The sequence below is a fragment of the Marinomonas sp. MED121 genome (assembly GCF_000153025.1).
Classification (GTDB): domain Bacteria; phylum Pseudomonadota; class Gammaproteobacteria; order Pseudomonadales; family Marinomonadaceae; genus Marinomonas.
This window is the reverse complement of the sequence record NZ_CH672430.1, coordinates 61,163-80,086: the sequence shown is the minus strand read 5'-3', so window position 1 is coordinate 80,086 and position 18,924 is coordinate 61,163. Positions and strand designations below refer to the sequence as shown.

The following is an 18,924-nucleotide window of genomic DNA, read 5'->3' as shown; positions in this document are numbered from 1 at the left end:
TATTTTGAATGAAGGGGGTGTAAGCTTTATGCTTGTTGCTGCGGCAAAAAGTGAAACAGCATGTCTAACCCTTTGCTAAAGAGCACCACTTCAAAGAAGTAGAAAAGCATGAGTAGTGTCATTAAAAATAAAGTATGTCCTTGAGAGGCGACCAAGCTGGTCGTGACGAGAATGGCATTAGGCACGGACAGGGCACTGGCCATGGCTGAGGCTTTTACAAGGTTAATAAGGTTTGCTTTGATGCCATGTTGGCAATCCATAAAGGTTTTATGTAATGAGTTAAACCTTCTAGTGTGTTGCTGGTGTTCAATATTGTCTTCCAATAAGCTGCTTATGCCTGCTGCTGTGTATAAAGATAAAACTAATAAGGCCGTCCCTATGGCACCTCCACTGAAAAGGCTAAGCACTCCCGTTTGATTGTTAGCGTATGAAAAGAGCCCAAAATACAATAAATATAAGAGGACAATGGGCGGTATGCTGCGTTGAATATTAATCATGCTGTTTATCATCTTTCTTAAATACGGATTTTTAAGTAATGAAAACAAGGTGAAACAATAGGCAATAATGAGGGTGAGAAGCACCACGGCAAAGGTAAAAAGCAGGGTTTGATAAAACGCTGTCATAAGCCATTTTGAATCGTATTGATCAAAGGGCCACCAGCTAGTTGTTATGTCACTTTTTGATGTCGGACTTTGGTCGCACTCTAAGGGCAATTGTTTATTTTGATTAAACTGGCAAACATACTTCCCATCTTTATCTTTTTTATTCCACGCCAGTACTCGATCAGCAAGATACGCTTGATCAGGCAATGCCCATTTTGAGGCATAGTGATAAAGGGTGGCTTGGCGCTGCCATGAGATGATGATGTTTGCTATTTTCTCAGCAAGAGAAGCACTTGAAGGCTGGTTGCTGACCACCACTGACCATAAAATAGGGTAAATAATCGGTGCTTTCGCTTCGTAATCTTGCCAGCTATCAAACGTAAGTAAATGATAAATCGCGCCATTATCATAAGCCCAAGCACGGCATTTTTTGGTTAATAAGGCAAGTTGAGCATCTCGGGTATTGAAAAGAATCAGCGGTTCAATATCATAATCTTGGATGAGTTGTTTATTAAAATAGGCGCCACCGTAGAGGCAAATCTTCTCTCCTCTTATTTGTTCCCAACGGTTTATCTTGTCTGCTTTGGCTGATAGAAGTGTAACGCCACTGCGATAATAATGGGGCTCTATCATGGTAACGCGCTTACGTCTTTGTTGCGTATCGCCAACGGTTGCAATCAGAACATCGACTTCTCCCTCTTCTAAAAGTTGAAAACGATTGCCACTGGTCACGGATTTAAGCTTAACTTGGACCCCTAGTTCAGCGCCTATCAAGTGTGCAAGGTCTGGTTCAAAACCAACTATCTCTCCAGCAGAAGAGAGCATTCCCCAGGGGGGATAATCCGTTTTGACCCCAATTCTAATGAGATCTTTTGCTTGTATCTCAGCTAAATCATCAGCAAAAGCATGATGAAATGCACTGCTTAGAATGATGAGAAAGGTACCCATAAAAAGAGATGAGACGGCTTTTAGCATGCTTCACCTCCTGTTGCTATCTGGGTGTCAGCTTTAGTTGAAATGGGTTTTACTAAGGCTAAAAAACCATAACTACATTGTGATGGCAGCAAGTAACATAAAGCTTGATCAAGACGAGCAATGAGGGGGTGAGATAACACCCACTTCTCCGGCAGGATACTTTCAGCCCTAAGGCATAAAAGCTCCAAATTCGCCGCTTTTAGCTCGGCTAATAATGAGCGTTTTGAATATAGGTGATAGCTTAATTTAATATTATTTGAACGTGTATATTCAATATTTTCGCTGTTTTTTATGCGTCCACTTTTGATTACTTTGATGCATTGCTTAGCTAAAAAACGTCGATAGCGGTTAGGGACTGAGAGTAACATCCGACCTTCATTTGGGGTCAGTTGTGAGGCATTTTTTTTAAGGGTATTAATGCGTTCAGAGTCTTTGCTGATATGAGATAAGACACCGAACATCATTAAGGTCAGTAATACGGGCCCTTTTTTATCAAGGTAATCTTCTAAGGTCTTTGACTGACTAAATAAGCGTACTTTTTTATCACTGATCTGGTTTAGCTGAAGCAATTCATTAAGATCATTTATGGCCCTTTTACTGATGTCATAACCTAAAAAATGCACATTATAAGTAGTTGAAAGCGCCAATAAATAGCGTCCTTGTCCACAGCCAAAATCGAGAACTTGGCTAGTAGGTTGAAGCGGTAACAAACTTAAATGAGCATGAATGAAACCTAATACATTAGGGTTCGCGTTGGGGTAACGGGTTTGATACAGGCCTGATTGATAGTATTGATTATATTGCTCAGCCATGTATTTTTCATATTGTTTTGTCATGGATTTTTCCTTGCAAATACGCCACTTAAATTGATCATTAGGTGTTGTTAGTCTGGCATCAGCAAGGACAGGAAACTTGGGGTAAACCACTGTAAATTCAGTGGCTTATATTGTTTTATAAGATTAAAGAAAAGATGTTTAGATGAAGAAACCTGCGAATAAGTCCTTTTGCATTACATCAAAGTGACGCCCGGCCAGATACTTTTTTTGAGAAGACTGGGAAAAAGTGACTTAATCGCAATTTCTTTAATGTGAGTGGCTGTGTTGCAATATCTTTTGCTTCTTAGATTCGAAGTCCTCTACCAGGTGTTTTGCCTTTTCTAAATTGCTTGGGCTGATGCTAATGCTGGTATGACAATCTGGGTTGGAGCAGCAAAAACGCATGCCACTGACAAAGAGTTTGGCGTCGAACAAAATAACAGAGTGGCAATGAGGGCAAGGGAGTTGTTGTTGATATGGCATAAAACCTTCTTATTAATGAAACAGGTTGATTTGAGTAAGCGGGTGCGATGAGGTCGCACCCTTGTCCTTGGGGCCCTATTTTTTCTCGGGCTCTATTTGAATTGGTTGGATAGCTTGAGAGTAAGCATCAATAATGGTGGTTACCCCTTGTGGCAAGGGGAGTTGTCCAGCGTGAACATGCACATTGTATTTCGCACTGTTCGATTTTTCGTAATGAGACTTATCTGACGAAGCCGTTTTACTGGTCGATTTGACACTGCCGCTAATTTCTACGGAGAAAGGGCCTATCCCTGCTGAGGCGCTAAATTTTGCTTCTGCGCCCACTTCAGTACTCGAAGAGGTTTCTTTATCGTTTGAAAAGGAGCTTTTCACTTCCATTTCAAAATCAACAGAGACATCGTCAACGGCTAAGGAATTGAGTGGCAAAATCGTTAGCAGAGGTAAGTTCATTTTAGTTTGCGCGGGTTTTTCTTGAGGTGTGCCATCAGCATTAATGATAGCTCGCTCAATAATCATATCTATCATGATGGGGGTGCGAGTGCCATCTTCTGCAGGTGGCTGAAAACAGGTATTTAATAAGAACTCTGTTTGGGTATGAGCCATTAAAGCATTTGCTTCAGCTGCGGCTTTTAAAGGCCCGCCAATTAATGACTTCATGGGTAGCCCACTAAATTGTTGCGCCATAGATAATAAAGCTGGTCCTGGCATATAGAACTCCTTGGATTAAGGTTGATATTGGCTGAATTAGCCTGGGATTTGCGATCTTAGGGCTTTTTCATACCCTTCAATCACAAGCTGGAGACCCTCTGGTGGCTCGTTACCTTTAAGGGTGATTTCGATCGCAGTATTGGTGCTTTTGTGGTCACAGTGAGTAAGCAAGCCGCGTTTATTTGAGTTAGCAAATGCCACCATCAGTTCATTATCTTCATTGGTTGTTACATCCAATTCTGCTTTAAACTTTACTTCTTGAATACGTGGGGAACTGACGGGAGAAAGGGTAATTAGGGGAACATTGACCATCACGGTTTCAACCCCTTTTTCTGTCCGGCTAGGAAATGCCATAGCGACCATTTTCGGCCTATGGGTGATGTGAGATTCAGGGGCAACGCCTGCATCATTTTGATCTAGTTCTTCGTGTTTTATCGCATCAAAAAAGGTTTCTATGTGTTTTACACCTTCTGCTTCTACCGCTTGTGCAGCGCTGTGAATACTTTGGTGTATGGCATTCATTAAGGCTTTAAATTTAATCATGGCAAACTCTTATTGGGTTGAGGCTTTTGTTTGTGTTTAAAGGCTATCGCTTGCCAAGCCTAATAACTCGGTAAGAAAAATGGCAAAGCCAGTGAAATAAGGGCTTTCTTGAATGGCGTCTTTAGAGTGACGTCTTTAGGAATGACTTAATCACAGTTTCTTTAATCAGAATGACCAGTAAAGATCATGGGTTTTAACGAGTATTTTTGATATATGAATGGCAGGATGAATACCCAGGATTTGTTATTATCGTATTGTTAATTAAAGGAAAAAGGGACTCAAAAATGACATCAAAGAAGGTTGAAGAGCTAACACAAATTATTAAAAAGTATCAATTTAGCCCTGTAAATAATGGGGCTTTATCTGAACTTTCTCAGGTGAGCTTAAATTATGCGCAGCAGTTGCTTGATGAAAATAATGGCGAAAACTTAAGTGCTTTTAGGGCGTGGTGGCAAGCGAATTATCACCTTTTTGCTAATCAACAGATGCGCATAACAGATTTGAATTTTAATGGTTCAAGTCCTGGTCAGCGCCGTCCAGAAGAAGATGAATACATTGAAATTACTAACCAAGGTCCAGGGATCTTGGATTTAGCGGGATGGCGCATTGAAGCAGGCCCGCATCAAAAGATGGTATTCAAAGGCAGTACCTTTGTTGCAAGTGGCCAGACTATTCGTGTTTATACTTTTGATAAAGGTGAATTTTCATTTAAAAGCCATCAGCCCATTTGGAATAACCGAGGGGATGAAGCGAGCCTCTATGATGATGCTGCTAATCTAATATGCCAATGGCGTTATGGTCGAAAAGCAGAGCAAGATATCATTATTTCTCATATCGCATTTGATGGAAAAGAAAGGGTTTCAGAGGGAGATGAATACGTTGAAATAACCAACCTAGGTTCAGCTTGGGTTGATCTATCGGGTTGGGCATTAGGTGGCGGCCATGCGGATGATTTTATCTTTAGGGAAGGCAGCCATATTGTCCCTAATAGCAGCATTCGTGTGTATACCAATACCATAGATGATAGCAGCGGTGGCTATTCTTGGGAGAGTAAACGGGCACTCTGGAATAATGAATCGGGTCATGCTTATTTAAAAGGATTAGCGCAACACTCAGTGAGTGAATTTAGTTATTAGTCAATCTCGCTGTTAAAAAAGTGACGCTAGCATAGCAAAGGCCCCAAATTCACCCTGCTTGATTTGGGGCTAAAACGCATCATTTGCACCAAGTATCGCGGCCCACTTAGCCCTAAGATGAAAGCACTTATCATTAAAGGGCTCATCTTATGTCGAATGCATCATCAATTAAGCAAATGGCGGTTAATCCATCTTCCATCGATTTGAGTGTGAAAGAAGGGTCAAACTATTACCAGTTACTTTTTCCTTATTTAGAGCTAGAAAATGGCCCCAAGATAACCCAGATAGAATTAGATAATAATTTTTTCACTTGCCCTGATAGTCTTCAAAATAACCCGATATTTGAGCAATGGGTGGCCGCAAAACAAGCAGGAGATAGGGCTAAGGTTCAGGCCAGTGCAGTCAACTTTATTAACAGTCAGCAATTTATTCGATATCCACAGCAGTTGTCTCATCCTTTACTTGCGTTACTAGAGCAAGACTTTTCTCGCTTGCAATCGAAAGAAGATGTCATGCATCTAATAGATAGACACTTTACCTCTACAGATAGTTTGTCTGAGTTTCTTGCTTCTCCTGATTATCAAACAAGCCTTACTAACATTTGGTTAACCTGCTTTTCTCTCATTATTATTCTTGATTATGAAATCAGTTGGCTTGATCTGTTAATCGGTATGTTAAAAAAATTGAATTTTATTCAAAAAGTATTAACGCAAATTCAGGCAGATCAGGCCTGGTCTGTTTTTAATATTGAACTATGGCTAAGTTCGGACCTGTTATTGCCTGTTAGTGTCTTCCCACTGCCCTATGCCGCCATGGCAAGCGCAGAAGGAAAGGCAAAAATATCACCTAATCAATCGACGAATGTGAGGCCCTATGCCATAGGCACTTTGCATAGGATTGAGTATCAATTGATGGGTTATGAGCTGGGTGAATTACAAAAAGTGGAGACGATATTATCGGGTGAGGCTAGAGAGCATCAGCTTAATCTCACTATCAAATCAAACACGCAACAGGGTGTGGAAGAAAACCAACAAGCCTTTGATAAAAGCTTATCTAGTCATAAGGAGCAGGATTTATTAGCCCATGTACAACACACATTGGCTGATAAACAAGTGACAAACACACTTGATAAGTACGCAACGCAATACATTGCAACCTCGGCTAATGCCAGTACGTCAGGAAGTTGGACGATAGATGAAAAGCCAAGGGGTGGTGATGAAGAGGTCTCTTCTGATTTTATTAAAGATGTATTAGCTAAGACGGAGCAAAGAGTGTCTCGTCATGTTAGTCATGTCAAACAGGTGCAACTCAGTTATGAACAAGCCAGTAAGGAAAGTCAGCGTTTTCAAAATGATAAAGAAAGGCATATTAATGGGTTTTATTATTGGCTAAATAAACGTTATCGGGTACAGGCTTTAGAGTCACAAAAACGCTTAATGATAGAGATAAGCTTGGACCTTAAGCAGGATGAGCTACAAGATGAATTAGCTAAAATGATTCAATTAGATCAGCCTAAACCCATTAGCTTGAGTGAATATGGGGTTAATCAGTTCTCAGATATTCTCATTGATGATCCTAATTTGGTGGATAAGGCTGTCAATAGCCAAGAAAATGGGCAAGCCAATGCTTCTGGTGCTCCAACGACTCAAACTACAGGCACTCAAACAAATAGCACAGGCACTCAAGCTACAGGCGCTCAAGCAAATGGCACAGGCATAAAACCAGCGGATGAGAATATTGCCTCAGCCTATTATTTAAATCTTTATCAAGCTTATAACATTGACAATATCGACCCAGCACCTAGGCTGAAACGCTCAATGAATAAGAGCATTCGCTCGCAACTGTCCTCATCTTCTCAGGTGTTAGCTATTCCTAAAGGTTATTACGCCAGCAAGCTGACACTCAGTGCGTTAGTGTCAGATTCTGTGTCAGGATTAGCGGTGTTATTGTTAGGTAATGTCTATCACATGAGTGTCACTAATGGTCAGGCCAATCAGGAAATTGACATTGAAGGGGAGGTAGAAGAGTCAATCGAAGTCTCTTTTCTCGCCAAGCTTGAGGCGCTAACGTGTTCAAGTGGGACGCAGGCAAGTTGCCCTAATCAGCAAATAGCGAGCACACATGCTCATACCCAAATTATTAGCTTAAATTTAGACTTGATGTTAACGCAAGAGACGTTAAGTCAATGGCAATTAGGTGTGTATGAGGTGTGTCAACAAGCTTATCAAGTTGAGCTTGCGGCCTATAAAGTCGGTTTAGAGATTTTAAAAGAACGCCTTAAAGAACAGGATAATAAGGTGACGCTTAGCTTAATTAATCGTGAATTAATCAAGATGAGCATTAAGTCTTTGTTCGAACATAGTATGGCTTTTGTCGAAAATGTAGAAGGAGAGCCGAAGGAGCTGCTCGCTTATCAAGGGTATTTTGATTACACCTTAGAATGGGACCAACTTTATTGTAAATTGATCAATTATCATGGGGCTCACCTTGCAGAACAAGGTAAAGGCGGCTCTCTATTTAAGCAAAATGCATCAACCGCAACCGCAACCGCAACCGCAACCGCAACCGCAACCGCAACCACGGCCACAAGGTCACAGCAGGTTTCTGAGTCGATAGATAAGGCTCAAGATGATCTTGTTCGCCTTGAAATGCAGGAGACTCAAAGTTTACCTGTTTTGGCCGAATTAGATTCATCCCTGTATTTATATCGGTTTCTTAAGGCTCAAGAAGCCAAGCTTCTTATTCCTGTTAAGCCAGGTTATGAAAAACGTTTTATGTACTTTTATGAAACGGGTCGAATTTGGCATGGTCAGGAGAACTTAGTCCCTATCAATCAAGGTGCCTTGGCCTTAATAAATGATTATAAAGGATTAAGACATCATCTTGAGGGGGAGAAGCGCATTAAAGAGTGGCAAGTCTGCCTACCCACTGTGATGTCAGTGATAGACGATAAGTCAGAGCTAGACAATATCGCCAGCCATTTAGAGAGCAGACGATAAGAATGACGAAAATGACAAGGAGGAAGTGAGGATGGACAAAAAAATAGGCAAAGTGACACAAGCGCTTTCAGCAAATAGGGCTAAGTTGCCCGCATTCACTCCGCCTGCAATCATGGGAGATGCAATGCCGGTGGGCTCAGTGATTGCGTTTGCTGGGGAAATACGTACTTCAGGGGATAAGCCATTTGAAACTAATTTGCCCATGTTTAACTGGTTAAAGTGCGATGGATCAAGCTTAGAGGTTGCTCAATATCCTGAGCTTTTCTCTGCCCTTGGTTATCGCTATGGGGGTAGTGGGCAGAAGTTTAATCTACCTGATCTAAGAGGCGAATTTTTACGAGGTGTGGATGTAGATAGCTCTAACAATAAGAAAGCAAGTTTAGAGGGGCGAAAAGGGGCGGCAAATGGTGGAAACCATGAAGTTGGCTCTACCCAAGGTTTTGCACTTCAAAGCCATGTTCATACATACCAAAAACCAAAAAGAGCTATGCCTATTCTTGCTGAGCCTGGTGTCTCGACAACTCAAATTCCATTGAGTCAAGAAGACACTTCAACGCCCAAATCATCACAAAAGAATGAAAACCTTGCTCTAAGCGACAAAGAAACCCGGCCAGTTAATACCTTTGTCTATTGGCTGATTAAAACCAAACTTTAAATTCCGCTCTATCTTTTCATCAGCCAAATACTCTTCCTAATCATCATTAGGTAAGAGTGGCTTGATGACACCGCTCACATTCTGTCCATTATAAAATTAAGTCAATATTGGCTTAGCTTGTTTTTACATGGGTAGGCTCTCAATCAATATTCTCTTAATGGGTTCTTTATAACGAGACACGCTTTAACTCTACATGATTTAACAGGGCATGAATTAAATAGGTATGAGCAAAATAGTTATGAGCAAAATAGTTATGAGCTAAATAGTTATGAGCTAAATAGTTATGAGCTAAATAGACAGGCCTTAACACTATGAATTTTATCCCTTTATTGAAGCTGTGGTGTGCTTGGCCACTGAAAAATATTTAGTGGCTAGGGAGCCAAGAAGACAAAGATATTTTTCTCATTGCTCAGCTAACACTGAATAGTGTTGCAGAGAATAGTCGGTCTGAATAAGCGAAAATGAGTATAAATAAAGGTGGGGGTGTTTTGTTGCGATTGAACCAGCTTAAGGCTATTGAATCAGCTTAAGGCTATTGATTCGGCTAAAGGCTATTGATTCGGCTAAAGGCTATTGATTCGGCTTAAGACTATTGATTCAGCTTAGAATGACGGTCGTCATATTGAAGCCCTTGTATAGTATTTATTTGAATCTATTGATCAGATTCCATTTTTTAGGTTAAGCGTGATCTGCCTATACAAGGGGCTGTATTATTTCTTTTGTGTGTTTTTTAATTGTTTACTCAGGTTATCCATCAGGGTCTGTATGTCTTGACGTGACTCTTTAACCTGTTCCAGTTGATCGTTAATATGCTGATTAATCTCTTGATAAAGACTGCTTAAATCTTCATTAATATTATCTATCATCGCTGTGAGATCAGTGGCTAGTTCTGGCATATCCGTTGTGCTTGAATCAGGTGCTGAGTCTGACGTTTGCTCGGCATAACGTCCTTCATCTTGGTCAGCGTTTTGATTTGTATAACGATCACTTTCATCTTGAGGTGCTGGGCTTGGATTTTGATTCGTGCTTTGTGCTGTACTTTGATTTGATGAAGTGGGCTGATTTTGTGTTACGGCTTGGCTTTCATTGATGTCACTCATGGCTATCTCCTTACGTGTTTATGATATTGGCAATGATGGTCAGGTGCTGGTGGCGCGAATTGTCTAGCTGTCTGTCGTGAAGGCTTGATCCTTTGTTCTTGTCTTATTCGCTTTTTCATTAACTGGTTGCTGGGTAGTGTAAAAAGTACAAGCCTGCTGTTAATAAGCCAGTCATTAACACACCAAAAGTTAAAAACAACGCTGTCTTTTTGAATTTAGATAAGCTGGCTATATCAGAGCCAATGCCTGATTTTGGTGGGCTCGTTGTGTCTTCAGAGGCCTTCGCATTTGTTTGTCCTGAACTTATTTTGTGAGCCGAACTCGGATTAAAGTGGTTGGTATTATCAATTGCCGTTAATTTATCCCCTAGACTTTTTAGCGGCGCGGCTGTTGTCTTTGCCTGGCTGTCGGAGGAAGGCGTTTTTGCCGGCACAGGTGCAGGCTCTGCTGTTGCTGCTGTAGCCGGTGCGCTTGCTCTGGCTTGCAGTATTCTTGCACATGCGTTGGTAATAGAAGTTGAAGACGCCATTTGTGCATTTTGTTGCGAGGTAATGGCATTTTGCATACCTCTAGAGAGCGTGTCTGCAAAGATGGTATCGACCATGGTTACAGAGTATTCTTCACTGCCTGGTTTGATATTTGTGATTGATTCAGCCTGATCTTGTGTCTCTTTGTGGTTTAACAAATCCATGATGAAGTCCTGTTATCTAAACAATTTTGTCCGTCGGTGTTTTAATTATTTGCCATCTGTGACGCTGGTATAAAGATCGATAAAATTGCTTTTCGAATCTTTTGCTTGAGCGTTCAACTTGTCTAATGCTTCTAAATACTTAGGATCACCAGACTCGATGAAATTCGCTAAAGCGACACCGGCTGCCGTGGATAATAAGGTGTTCATATCTCGCATCGTATTGGCGGCATCTTGAACCGCTAGAGCGCCTGATTGTGCCAGTGACTTACCTGCAATAGAGTGGGTGTTATCTTGATTTGATTCATTAGACATGTCGGTTTCCTTGTCATTCATGTTAAGAAATTAGGGTTAAACGTCGGCCTTTTAGTGATTCTTTATCTTAAAAATGCCTAATAAAGACGTGCTGAGTTGGGATATATTGCTAAACCCAGCACGTATTTTTGCAATCCTAGAAAAAGCTTAGCGACGCGGCGCTTCACCTTTATCTATGATTTGACCTGAGACTGTGCCTGTTACCGCATTACCTGTATTCATCAAGGCGTTAATACCTTGCACGGTCGCGGCTTGCCACATCACATTCGCTTGTTGTTGGCCGGTTGTTAGGTTTTGCGCGCCAGCAGCTAATGCTTGGCTGGTAGCCAACATTAGGTTGCCCATGGCTGTTGCGGGTGTATCGCCCAATACTTTTGTATTTACTTGAGTAACAGAATCTGTAATGGCTTCATTTACTTGGTTTGGCATGGTTTTATCCTTAAAAAATTATTTAAAAGTGTGCGAATACCCATATTTGGGTATTCGCATGATCGAGCTTAGCCTCGGTCAATGATGTTGCCTGTCACTGTACCTGTGACTGCATTACCTGTGTTCATTAAGGCATTAATGCCCTGAACTGTGGCTGCTTGGTACATAACATTGGCTTGTTGTTGTCCAGAGATTAAGTTCTGAGCACCAGCGGCTATTGCTTGGCTAGTCGGCATCATAAGGTTGCCCATAGCGGTTGCTGGGGTATCCCCTAATACTTTTGTATTTACCTGAGTAACGGAATCTGTAATAGATCCATCAACTGAATTTGGCATGGCATGCTCCTTAAGTTAAAAAAGTGAATTAACCACGGTCAATAATTTGGCCAGATACTGCACCTGTTACAGCACTACCTGTGTTCATTAGGGCATTGATACCCTGCACAGTCGCTGCTTGCCACATCACATTCGCTTGTTGCTGACCTGTTGTTAGGTTCTGAGCTGAAACCCCTAGCGCTTGGCTAGTTGCTAGCATGAGATTACCCATAGCGGTTGCAGGTGTGTCACCCAATACTTTGGTATTAACCTGAGTAACAGAGTCAGTAATTGCTTCATTTACATATCTAGGCATAATATATTTCCTTATTTATCAATGGGTTGTTAATGGTTTGAATTAACCTTTGTCAATGATATTGCCTGTAACTGCACCCGTTACCGCATTACCTGTATTCATCAAGGCGTTAATGCCTTGCACTGTCGCAGCTTGGTACATCACATTTGCTTGCTGCTGTCCTGCTGTTAGGTTTTGTGCTGATGCAGCCAAGGCTTGGCTTGTTGGCATCATCAAGTTACCCATAGCGGTTGCTGGTGTATCACCCAATACCTTGGTATTTACTTGAGTGACTGAGTCTGTGATGGCTCCATTTACTGTATCTGGCATAATAATTTCCTTTTTTTAAATGAATTGTCTAAACGAAATGAATAGACGTCTTTGCTTACCCACGGCCAATAATTTGGCCGGATACTGTGCCGGTAACGGCGTTACCAGTATTCATTAGGGCGTTGATGCCCTGAACTGTTGCTGCTTGGTACATAACATTTGTTTGCTGCTGTCCTGTGGTTAGATTCATTGCGGCCGCCGCCAGAGACTGGCTCGTGGCAAGCATCAAATTTCCCATGGCTGTGGCTGGTGCCATGCCCAGCATATTCGTATTTACCTGGGTAACAGAGTCTGTAATGCTTTGGTTCACTTGATTTGGCATTTGTTTCTCCTTGAAAATGACGACTTTTTATTAATCGGTTAGATTTTGAGCAACAGCACCGTTAACGGCGGTACTGGTTGTGTACATGCCGGTACGACCTTGGGTACCAGAGGCTTGTCTTGTAATGTTTCCTTGTTGCTGATTTGCCACCGCATTATGAGCCGCAATAGCAAGTGATTGACTGGTTGCCGTGATTAAGTTCGCAGCGGCATTGGATGACGTTAGTCCTATGGTTAATAGGGTCGTTTGTGCGACAGCATCTTCAATTGCATCTTGGCTCATAATTTTTTCCTTTAATTTAATATCCATATATTATTTTTTAAGGCATTATTAAACTTGTAAAAAACGATTATAAAATCGTGATTAACAGGTTTTTAATTTGTTTTTATACTCTCTAGGTGTCATACCTGTGTGTTTTTTAAAAATCTTTTCAAAATGACTCAGATCCCCAAAGCCCACCTCAAGAGAGCTAATTGTAATTTTTTGATTTGGAAATTCTTTAAACGTCTTTTTAATTTTTTCAATTCTTAGCCCTGTTAGTATTTGTTTAAAACTTCTCCCTAAATTTGATCTAAATAAATAAGATAAGTGTGAAGGGCTTACAAATGAATAATCAGATAAGTTCTGTAGTGTGATTTCTTTATGGTAGTTTCTAGAAATATAAACCAGAGATTTTCTTAAACCTGGGTGCAGGTCTTTAATAGAGAAAAAGTTCTCATTAAATAAATTCTCAATAAGTATCTTATGATTGATTTCTTCCACATCATCATTAAACACTTCCGGTGCTAACATTTTAATGTCTTCTGGTGTGATGACATCACCCTTACTTAGCACAATTAAACGAATGCCAACTTGTTCTAGCTCAGAGTAATTTTCAGGCCAGTTATGGTTTTTTAAAATTGAAATTGCTTGTTCTGAAAAAACCTTGTTACCTTCACTGTTTTCATGAAGCAAAAAATTTAGAATATGAGGGATGTCACCCCGTCTGTCCTTTAATGACGGCATTTTGATTTTCAAATAATTAAACTGCCTTAAAAGGCTGTCTAAAAAGCGACTTTCTTTTACTTCGTCTATTAGGTTGTGACTGGTAGAAATAATATAGCGAATATCAAATCTATCTTGAGCTGAGGGAGTGCTTGAATGGTTTTTTGAATTTAGAGTTTTGGCGCTAAGTGATTGAATTAATTTGCCTTGTTGCGATATTGACAAGTGTTCTATTTCGCTGATAAATAGGGTGCCGCCATTAATTTTATGCATGAGTGCAAGTAGGCTTTGTTCAAAGTTTTCATGCTTTAAAGAAGAGCAATTTAACTCATAAAAATTCTGATGACTGCGCTCGCTGTTATAATGAATAGCGGTTGCAATTGCTTGTTTTTCACAGCCTGAATTTCCTTCAATAAGAACAGGGTGACTAGTTTTTGAAACCCGTTTTATAAAGCTTTCAATGGATAGAATATGGTCGCTAGTACCAATGAGTTCTTGGCCTTTACCAAGGTGAAAACGAGTGACTTTATTAGTAACATGTCGGCTGATGAGCAAATCCACTTTTTCAAATACTTCATCTAAACGAATATCTTCAATGTTACTTTCGTTTATTCTAATGTAACCGATAGGTGATTTTTTATAATAGATAGAATACTTATTAGGGTGATTAACATTGAAATGGATGTCTTCGTTATGCCTACCATTACCAAAATGAATAGTTGCTTTGTTTATGTTTGATTCATTTAACTTAGAGTAGATAATTGATTCTAAAACTTCCTTTCCACTTTTTTCTATAATTTCTTGGATATTAAATCGGTCCATCTTTTTCTCCATTCGATATCAATTCCGGATATCATTTAAATCTTTACTTTTAAATAGAAAATTATTAGTTCTTATCCGGGTTAACTTTCAATACAGCGTATAAATATTGGCTGTGGTTAAATTGGCGGAATAGGCTGAAAAGTGGTTTAAATCTATTATCATTATATTTAGGTTGATTTCTTATTAGTGGCCCAATTAAAAATGAGCTCGATTCACCTTAACTTAAGAAGTAGAAAAAAATAGTGCTGTTTGCTTTTTAATACTAAAAAGCGTCATTTGTTAATTTTTGTTGTAATACATTTGTTTTGCATCATTAAAGGGTTTAAAACAAATGCGGATGCTAAAAGCGAGTAAAAGAATAAAAAGCAGAAAATGGCAGCGTAAAACAGCGATTTGAGACGTTTAGAGAAGACAGAAAAGAAGGGCAGGAAAGAAGACAAAAAAGAAAAGGGCAAAGCATAAAAAGCAGAGCAAGGGAGTAATAAGGAAAAGCCCTATGCAGATTGAATAGGTCCCTTTGGTGTCAAACCGCAAATGTCTTGTATAAATAGAAGCGCTTTTGGTGATAAGTGAGTATCATGTCGAGAAATATTTAAAGAGAATGATAGTGCAACAAAATAACCCCCTCCATGGCATTAAACTTGAGCAAATACTGATCCAATTGGAAGCAAAAATTGGCTGGCAAGAAATGGCAATTCGTATTCCGATAAACTGTTTTAAATCAGACCCAAGTGTGAAGTCCAGTTTAAAGTTTTTAAGACGAACACCTTGGGCAAGAGCCAAGGTAGAAGCACTATACTTAGAAGTGATTCTGTAAGTGGATCGCTCAATCGATTGATCGCTCAGTAGGTTGAAAGCTCAGTCGATTGAAAGCTGATAATTGCTAGTTATTCAGACTACCAAATAGATGAAATACTTAATGCGCCATAGCTTGAGTCTTGCGCCTGAGTTTTAAAGGTTTTGCTGGATTCCTGGTATGACAACATGATACTCCAGGACTGAAAGCCAAAAGAGATACCTAATACACTGAGCATTCTGTCCTTGATAAGATCAACTGAATGACTGTCGGTAAAGGTATTGCCATCTAAAGTGATATCATTAAACACATAAGATTTTGCTCGGCTGGCAAAGATCTGCCAGTTAGCTGACCTTCCTGCAAGGTAATTTGGATTACGAACTGGAAAAGACGAAAAGTTAGGGTAGGTTTGATCAAGGCTATGGCCAAAACGAACCGAGATACCCGCTTCCGCACTGCTCATTAGATTACCAAGGCCAAGTGACCCAAATGCCAAAAAGTCCATGCCAAAACTTGGGTTAAGTTCTAGCTCCAATGCTCTAAAGAGGGTTTCTTTTTCTATTCTAAAAACCGGCTCGTTATTTAATTGGTTATCCCAGCCCATAGGCTTGTCTGAGCCTGTCGCCTTATGAATACTGGTTTGAACATCTTTTGCAAATGCTTCTGGGCCGACAAGGCCTAAACTGAATGTCCAGCGATCAGAAATGGATTCATCAAAGGCAATTAAGCTAGTGTTCCAGATAAGTAAACCTGCATAGGGCCTGTCATTCTCAATTAAACTTTCTTGGCTAATGTCTTCAGGGGTGAACATGGCTTGGCCAAAACTGTGTGCGATACTGCGCCTTTTTCCAGTTTGATTGGCAAAGTCTGTGTCTTTAAGAAGCCAGTAAATGAGGGAGGGTGTTTCATTTTCTTGGAAGTAGCTTCTAAGTGGCTTGGCATAGCTAAAGCCAATGCCATTGGTGTATTGGCCATCACTGCTTGAAAATAAATCATTTTCCCAGGTGAGTGTTACCATGCCATCACCCGCATAACTCTTACTTATCATCAAAGCAGTCATCATTAAGGTGCTCGTCAACAGCTTAGTGACATTGGTCGCACTTTTTTTAATTTGATAACCACTCAATAACACTAATTTTATCAAAATGGCGGACGCTCCCATCCAAAATTGGGAGCAGGGCAATACCTGCTCCCATCATTCATTCTATCTTACTAAATTCATTCAGTATCAATCGCTAATAGGTCTTTAGCGACCGCTTCCGCTACCTTTATACCATCAATGGCTGCTGACAAAATACCGCCAGCATAACCCGCGCCTTCCCCTGCAGGATACAGGCCTTGGGTATTCATGCTTTGATATGTGGCATTTCTTCGAATACATATGGGGGAGGACGTGCGTGTTTCAACCCCTGTTAAGATAGCGTCATTCATAGAAAAACCTTTAATTTTTCGTTCAAACGCAGGGATTGCTTCTCGGATGGCGGTAACGGCAAATTCAGGCAAGGCTTTACTTAGATCACCTAGTTTAATGCCTGGTTTGTAAGAAGGCATGACACTTTTTAACTCGGTTGAAGGGATGTCCTTTAAAAAGTCGCCGACAAGTTGTGCTGGGGCATGGTAATTTTCGCCCCCTAATTGATAGGCGAGCGACTCTAATTCTCTTTGCAGGTCTATACCGCCAAGCACACTATCCGGGTAATCTTTTTCTGGGTCTATGCCTACCACAATTGCCGAATTAGCATTACGCTCGTTGCGAGAATATTGTGACATGCCGTTTGTTACGACGCGTTTTTCTTCAGATGTCGCTGCGACAACTGTGCCACCTGGGCACATACAAAAGCTATAAACACTGCGGCCATTTTGACAGTGATGAACGAGCTTGTAGTCAGCGGCGCCAAGAATAGGGTGTCCTGCATTATCGCCAAAACGTGCTTCGTCAATCACTGATTGTGGGTGTTCGATGCGGTAACCGATAGAAAAGGGTTTGGCTTCCATGTAAATCCCTTGTTTTTCAAGCATGCTAAAGGTGTCTCGAGCACTGTGCCCAATGGCTAAAATAATATGGCGAGAATGCAGTGTCTCTCCCGAGGTTAGCTGAATGCCTGTTAAACGGTCTTGGTCCCCATCTTCTTTGATCAGGGACTCAACCTTTTCACCAAAGCGTATTTCACCCCCAAGCTCGATAATTTCGGCGCGCATTTTTTCCACCATGGTAACAAGTTTAAATGTACCTATGTGGGGCTTGCTAACATACATAATCTCTTCTGGTGCGCCGGCTTTGACGAACTCAGTAAGTACTTTACGGCTTAAGAAACGCTTGTCTTTCACTTGGCTATAGAGCTTGCCATCAGAGAAAGTCCCCGCACCGCCTTCGCCAAATTGTACGTTAGATTCAGTGTTTAATTTCTCTTTACGCCAAAGTCCCCAAGTATCTTTAGTGCGCTGTCTTACATCTTGTCCACGCTCAATCACGATTGGCTTTAAGCCCATTTGAGCCAATAATAATGCCGACAACATGCCACAAGGACCAAAGCCAACGACAATAGGCCTTTGTTGATCTGCTTGTGGAAAGTCTTTTTCTGCCTGACCCACAAAATAATAGCCAGTATCAGGGGTGGGTTTGACGGTATTTGAATCGGTGAACCTAGCTAATACATTTTCCTCAAGCGCCTTTGCTAGCACCACATCAAGTTGATAAACAAGCTGGATGTCTTTCTTTTTTCTCGCATCATAGCCACGTTTAAAAATGCTAAAACTATCAAGTTGTGACGCTTCAATAGATAAAAGGCTGGTGATAGCTTTGGATAAATCTTCTTGGGAGTGGTTTAGGGGCAGCTTAAATTCAGTAATTCGTAACATAGGGGATCAAAGTATCTTTTGTATTAGCTAATTTGAGACAAATCATGCTGATTCAAATTAGGGTTTAATGGAAATTGTTGGCGAGTTTATCATGGGCACAAGCAAGCTCATATTATTAATGAGCTTGTATCGCGATAAGGTATCGTAAAGGTGTGTTCAAAAGGGGCAGCCAAAACAGGCATGCTGGCTTTATGTTTCAAAAATAGCGAGCAATTCTTTGAGTTTAACATCGAGCTCTTTTTTCTTAGTGTCATTAAGGCCAGCTAGCAGAGACTCCATATTATCCACATGTGCTGTGGCTGCCTTATTAATAATTTCAAACCCGGTTTGGCTTAATTTAACTAGCTGACTACGGGCATCCTCAGGGTTAGGCAACCTTTCAATGAGGCCTCTTGCTTCGAGGCGTTTCATTCTGTGGGTCATGGTGCCAGACGTGATCATCATGATAGAAAAGAGCTCAGTAGGGGCTAATGTATAAGGCGCGCCAGAACGTCTTAAAGTGGCTAAAACATCAAACTCCCAATAATTTAAATCAAACTTGGCGAAGGTGTTATCTAATCTATCTGTCATCAGCATAGAGCAGCGTTTCAGACGACCAAAAATCCCCATAGCATCAAGGCTTAAGTCAGGTCGTTCAAGTTGCCATTGTTGTTTGATCGCATCAACTGCATCCCCATAATCCATATCATTCTCTTTCATTCTTATGCCTGTTTTTAAAGTAAGTGACGCTTATTAAGGCCAAAAATCCGACCAA

The 18,924-nt window shown here is 40.7% G+C and carries 22 protein-coding genes; 4 read left to right on the top strand and 18 right to left on the bottom strand.

The genetic code is table 11. The annotated features are described in order from the left end of the window. Positions 1–26: 26 nt before the first annotated feature. From MED121_RS08330 to MED121_RS08315, 5 genes are all read right to left on the bottom strand, one after another. Positions 27–1,577 carry a transporter substrate-binding domain-containing protein gene (locus MED121_RS08330; protein ID WP_009833219.1) on the bottom strand — a complete coding sequence of 517 codons (1,551 nt, stop codon included), beginning with the start codon at positions 1,575–1,577 and terminating at the stop codon, positions 27–29. Continuing rightward, on the bottom strand, positions 1,571–2,413 hold the full coding sequence (locus tag MED121_RS08325; RefSeq protein WP_036179788.1) for a methyltransferase domain-containing protein: 843 nt from the start codon (positions 2,411–2,413) through the stop codon (positions 1,571–1,573). The genes MED121_RS08330 and MED121_RS08325 overlap by 7 nt, the downstream gene beginning before the upstream one ends. Before the next feature lie 246 nt (positions 2,414–2,659). Further along, positions 2,660–2,875, bottom strand: a complete 216-nt coding sequence (locus MED121_RS24335) for a hypothetical protein (protein WP_131470981.1) — start codon at positions 2,873–2,875, stop codon at positions 2,660–2,662. A gap of 75 nt (positions 2,876–2,950) precedes the next feature. Further along, positions 2,951–3,583 (bottom strand): DUF2589 domain-containing protein, encoded by a 633-nt coding sequence (locus tag MED121_RS08320; protein WP_009833216.1) that lies wholly within the window; start codon positions 3,581–3,583, stop codon positions 2,951–2,953. 36 nt (positions 3,584–3,619) lie between these two features. Beyond that, positions 3,620–4,126, bottom strand: a complete 507-nt coding sequence (locus MED121_RS08315) for a DUF2589 domain-containing protein (RefSeq protein WP_009833215.1) — start codon at positions 4,124–4,126, stop codon at positions 3,620–3,622. 284 nt (positions 4,127–4,410) lie between these two features. On the opposite strand from MED121_RS08315, the gene MED121_RS23665 reads away from it, so the two are divergent. The 3 genes from MED121_RS23665 (at position 4,411) to MED121_RS08300 (ending at position 8,916) form a co-directional block, all read left to right on the top strand. Then, complete coding sequence (locus tag MED121_RS23665) at positions 4,411–5,262, top strand: lamin tail domain-containing protein (RefSeq protein ID WP_009833214.1); 852 nt, start codon at positions 4,411–4,413, stop codon at positions 5,260–5,262. Positions 5,263–5,411: 149 nt separating this feature from the next. Continuing rightward, positions 5,412–8,261 carry a hypothetical protein gene (locus MED121_RS08305; protein ID WP_009833213.1) on the top strand — a complete coding sequence of 950 codons (2,850 nt, stop codon included), beginning with the start codon at positions 5,412–5,414 and terminating at the stop codon, positions 8,259–8,261. Between the two features lie 31 nt (positions 8,262–8,292). Beyond that, positions 8,293–8,916 (top strand): phage tail protein, encoded by a 624-nt coding sequence (locus MED121_RS08300; protein WP_009833212.1) that lies wholly within the window; start codon positions 8,293–8,295, stop codon positions 8,914–8,916. A gap of 710 nt (positions 8,917–9,626) precedes the next feature. Here MED121_RS08300 and MED121_RS08295 read toward each other — a convergent pair. The 10 genes from MED121_RS08295 to MED121_RS08250 all read right to left on the bottom strand — a co-directional run bounded on the left by MED121_RS08295 (position 9,627) and on the right by MED121_RS08250 (position 14,515). Beyond that, a complete protein-coding gene (locus MED121_RS08295) occupies positions 9,627–10,016 on the bottom strand; it encodes a hypothetical protein (RefSeq protein WP_009833211.1) in 390 nt (129 codons plus the stop codon). A gap of 118 nt (positions 10,017–10,134) precedes the next feature. Beyond that, positions 10,135–10,707 (bottom strand): RebB family R body protein, encoded by a 573-nt coding sequence (locus MED121_RS08290; protein ID WP_009833209.1) that lies wholly within the window; start codon positions 10,705–10,707, stop codon positions 10,135–10,137. A 45-nt stretch (positions 10,708–10,752) separates the two neighbouring features. Then, a complete protein-coding gene (locus MED121_RS08285) occupies positions 10,753–11,019 on the bottom strand; it encodes a hypothetical protein (RefSeq protein WP_036179783.1) in 267 nt (88 codons plus the stop codon). Between the two features lie 147 nt (positions 11,020–11,166). After that, the gene (locus tag MED121_RS08280; RefSeq protein ID WP_009833206.1) at positions 11,167–11,448 is read right to left on the bottom strand and encodes a RebB family R body protein; all 282 of its coding nucleotides are present in this window, start codon (positions 11,446–11,448) and stop codon (positions 11,167–11,169) included. A gap of 68 nt (positions 11,449–11,516) precedes the next feature. Continuing rightward, positions 11,517–11,783, bottom strand: a complete 267-nt coding sequence (locus MED121_RS08275; RefSeq protein WP_009833205.1) for a RebB family R body protein — start codon at positions 11,781–11,783, stop codon at positions 11,517–11,519. A 28-nt stretch (positions 11,784–11,811) separates the two neighbouring features. After that, positions 11,812–12,078: a RebB family R body protein gene (locus MED121_RS08270; protein ID WP_009833204.1), complete on the bottom strand. Its 267-nt coding sequence runs from the start codon at positions 12,076–12,078 to the stop codon at positions 11,812–11,814. Between the two features lie 42 nt (positions 12,079–12,120). Further along, complete coding sequence (locus MED121_RS08265) at positions 12,121–12,387, bottom strand: RebB family R body protein (RefSeq protein ID WP_009833203.1); 267 nt, start codon at positions 12,385–12,387, stop codon at positions 12,121–12,123. Positions 12,388–12,442: 55 nt separating this feature from the next. Beyond that, entirely contained in the window at positions 12,443–12,709 is a 267-nt protein-coding gene (locus MED121_RS08260) for a RebB family R body protein (protein ID WP_009833202.1), read from the bottom strand. Positions 12,710–12,739: 30 nt separating this feature from the next. Next, positions 12,740–12,991, bottom strand: a complete 252-nt coding sequence (locus MED121_RS08255; protein ID WP_036179780.1) for a RebB family R body protein — start codon at positions 12,989–12,991, stop codon at positions 12,740–12,742. Between the two features lie 81 nt (positions 12,992–13,072). Continuing rightward, positions 13,073–14,515 carry an AraC family transcriptional regulator gene (locus MED121_RS08250; protein ID WP_036179777.1) on the bottom strand — a complete coding sequence of 481 codons (1,443 nt, stop codon included), beginning with the start codon at positions 14,513–14,515 and terminating at the stop codon, positions 13,073–13,075. Between the two features lie 601 nt (positions 14,516–15,116). On the opposite strand from MED121_RS08250, the gene MED121_RS08245 reads away from it, so the two are divergent. Continuing rightward, positions 15,117–15,332, top strand: coding sequence for a VF530 family protein (locus MED121_RS08245; protein ID WP_009833199.1), 216 nt, complete (start codon positions 15,117–15,119; stop codon positions 15,330–15,332). Between the two features lie 79 nt (positions 15,333–15,411). Here MED121_RS08245 and MED121_RS08240 read toward each other — a convergent pair whose 3' ends face one another. The 3 genes from MED121_RS08240 to MED121_RS08230 form a co-directional block, all read right to left on the bottom strand. Next, positions 15,412–16,455 carry a lipid A deacylase LpxR family protein gene (locus MED121_RS08240; RefSeq protein ID WP_165474617.1) on the bottom strand — a complete coding sequence of 348 codons (1,044 nt, stop codon included), beginning with the start codon at positions 16,453–16,455 and terminating at the stop codon, positions 15,412–15,414. Positions 16,456–16,529: 74 nt separating this feature from the next. Then, positions 16,530–18,170 carry an NAD(P)/FAD-dependent oxidoreductase gene (locus tag MED121_RS08235; RefSeq protein WP_009833197.1) on the bottom strand — a complete coding sequence of 547 codons (1,641 nt, stop codon included), beginning with the start codon at positions 18,168–18,170 and terminating at the stop codon, positions 16,530–16,532. Between the two features lie 189 nt (positions 18,171–18,359). Then, positions 18,360–18,869: a MarR family transcriptional regulator gene (locus MED121_RS08230; protein ID WP_009833196.1), complete on the bottom strand. Its 510-nt coding sequence runs from the start codon at positions 18,867–18,869 to the stop codon at positions 18,360–18,362. Between the last annotated feature and the right edge of the window lie 55 nt (positions 18,870–18,924).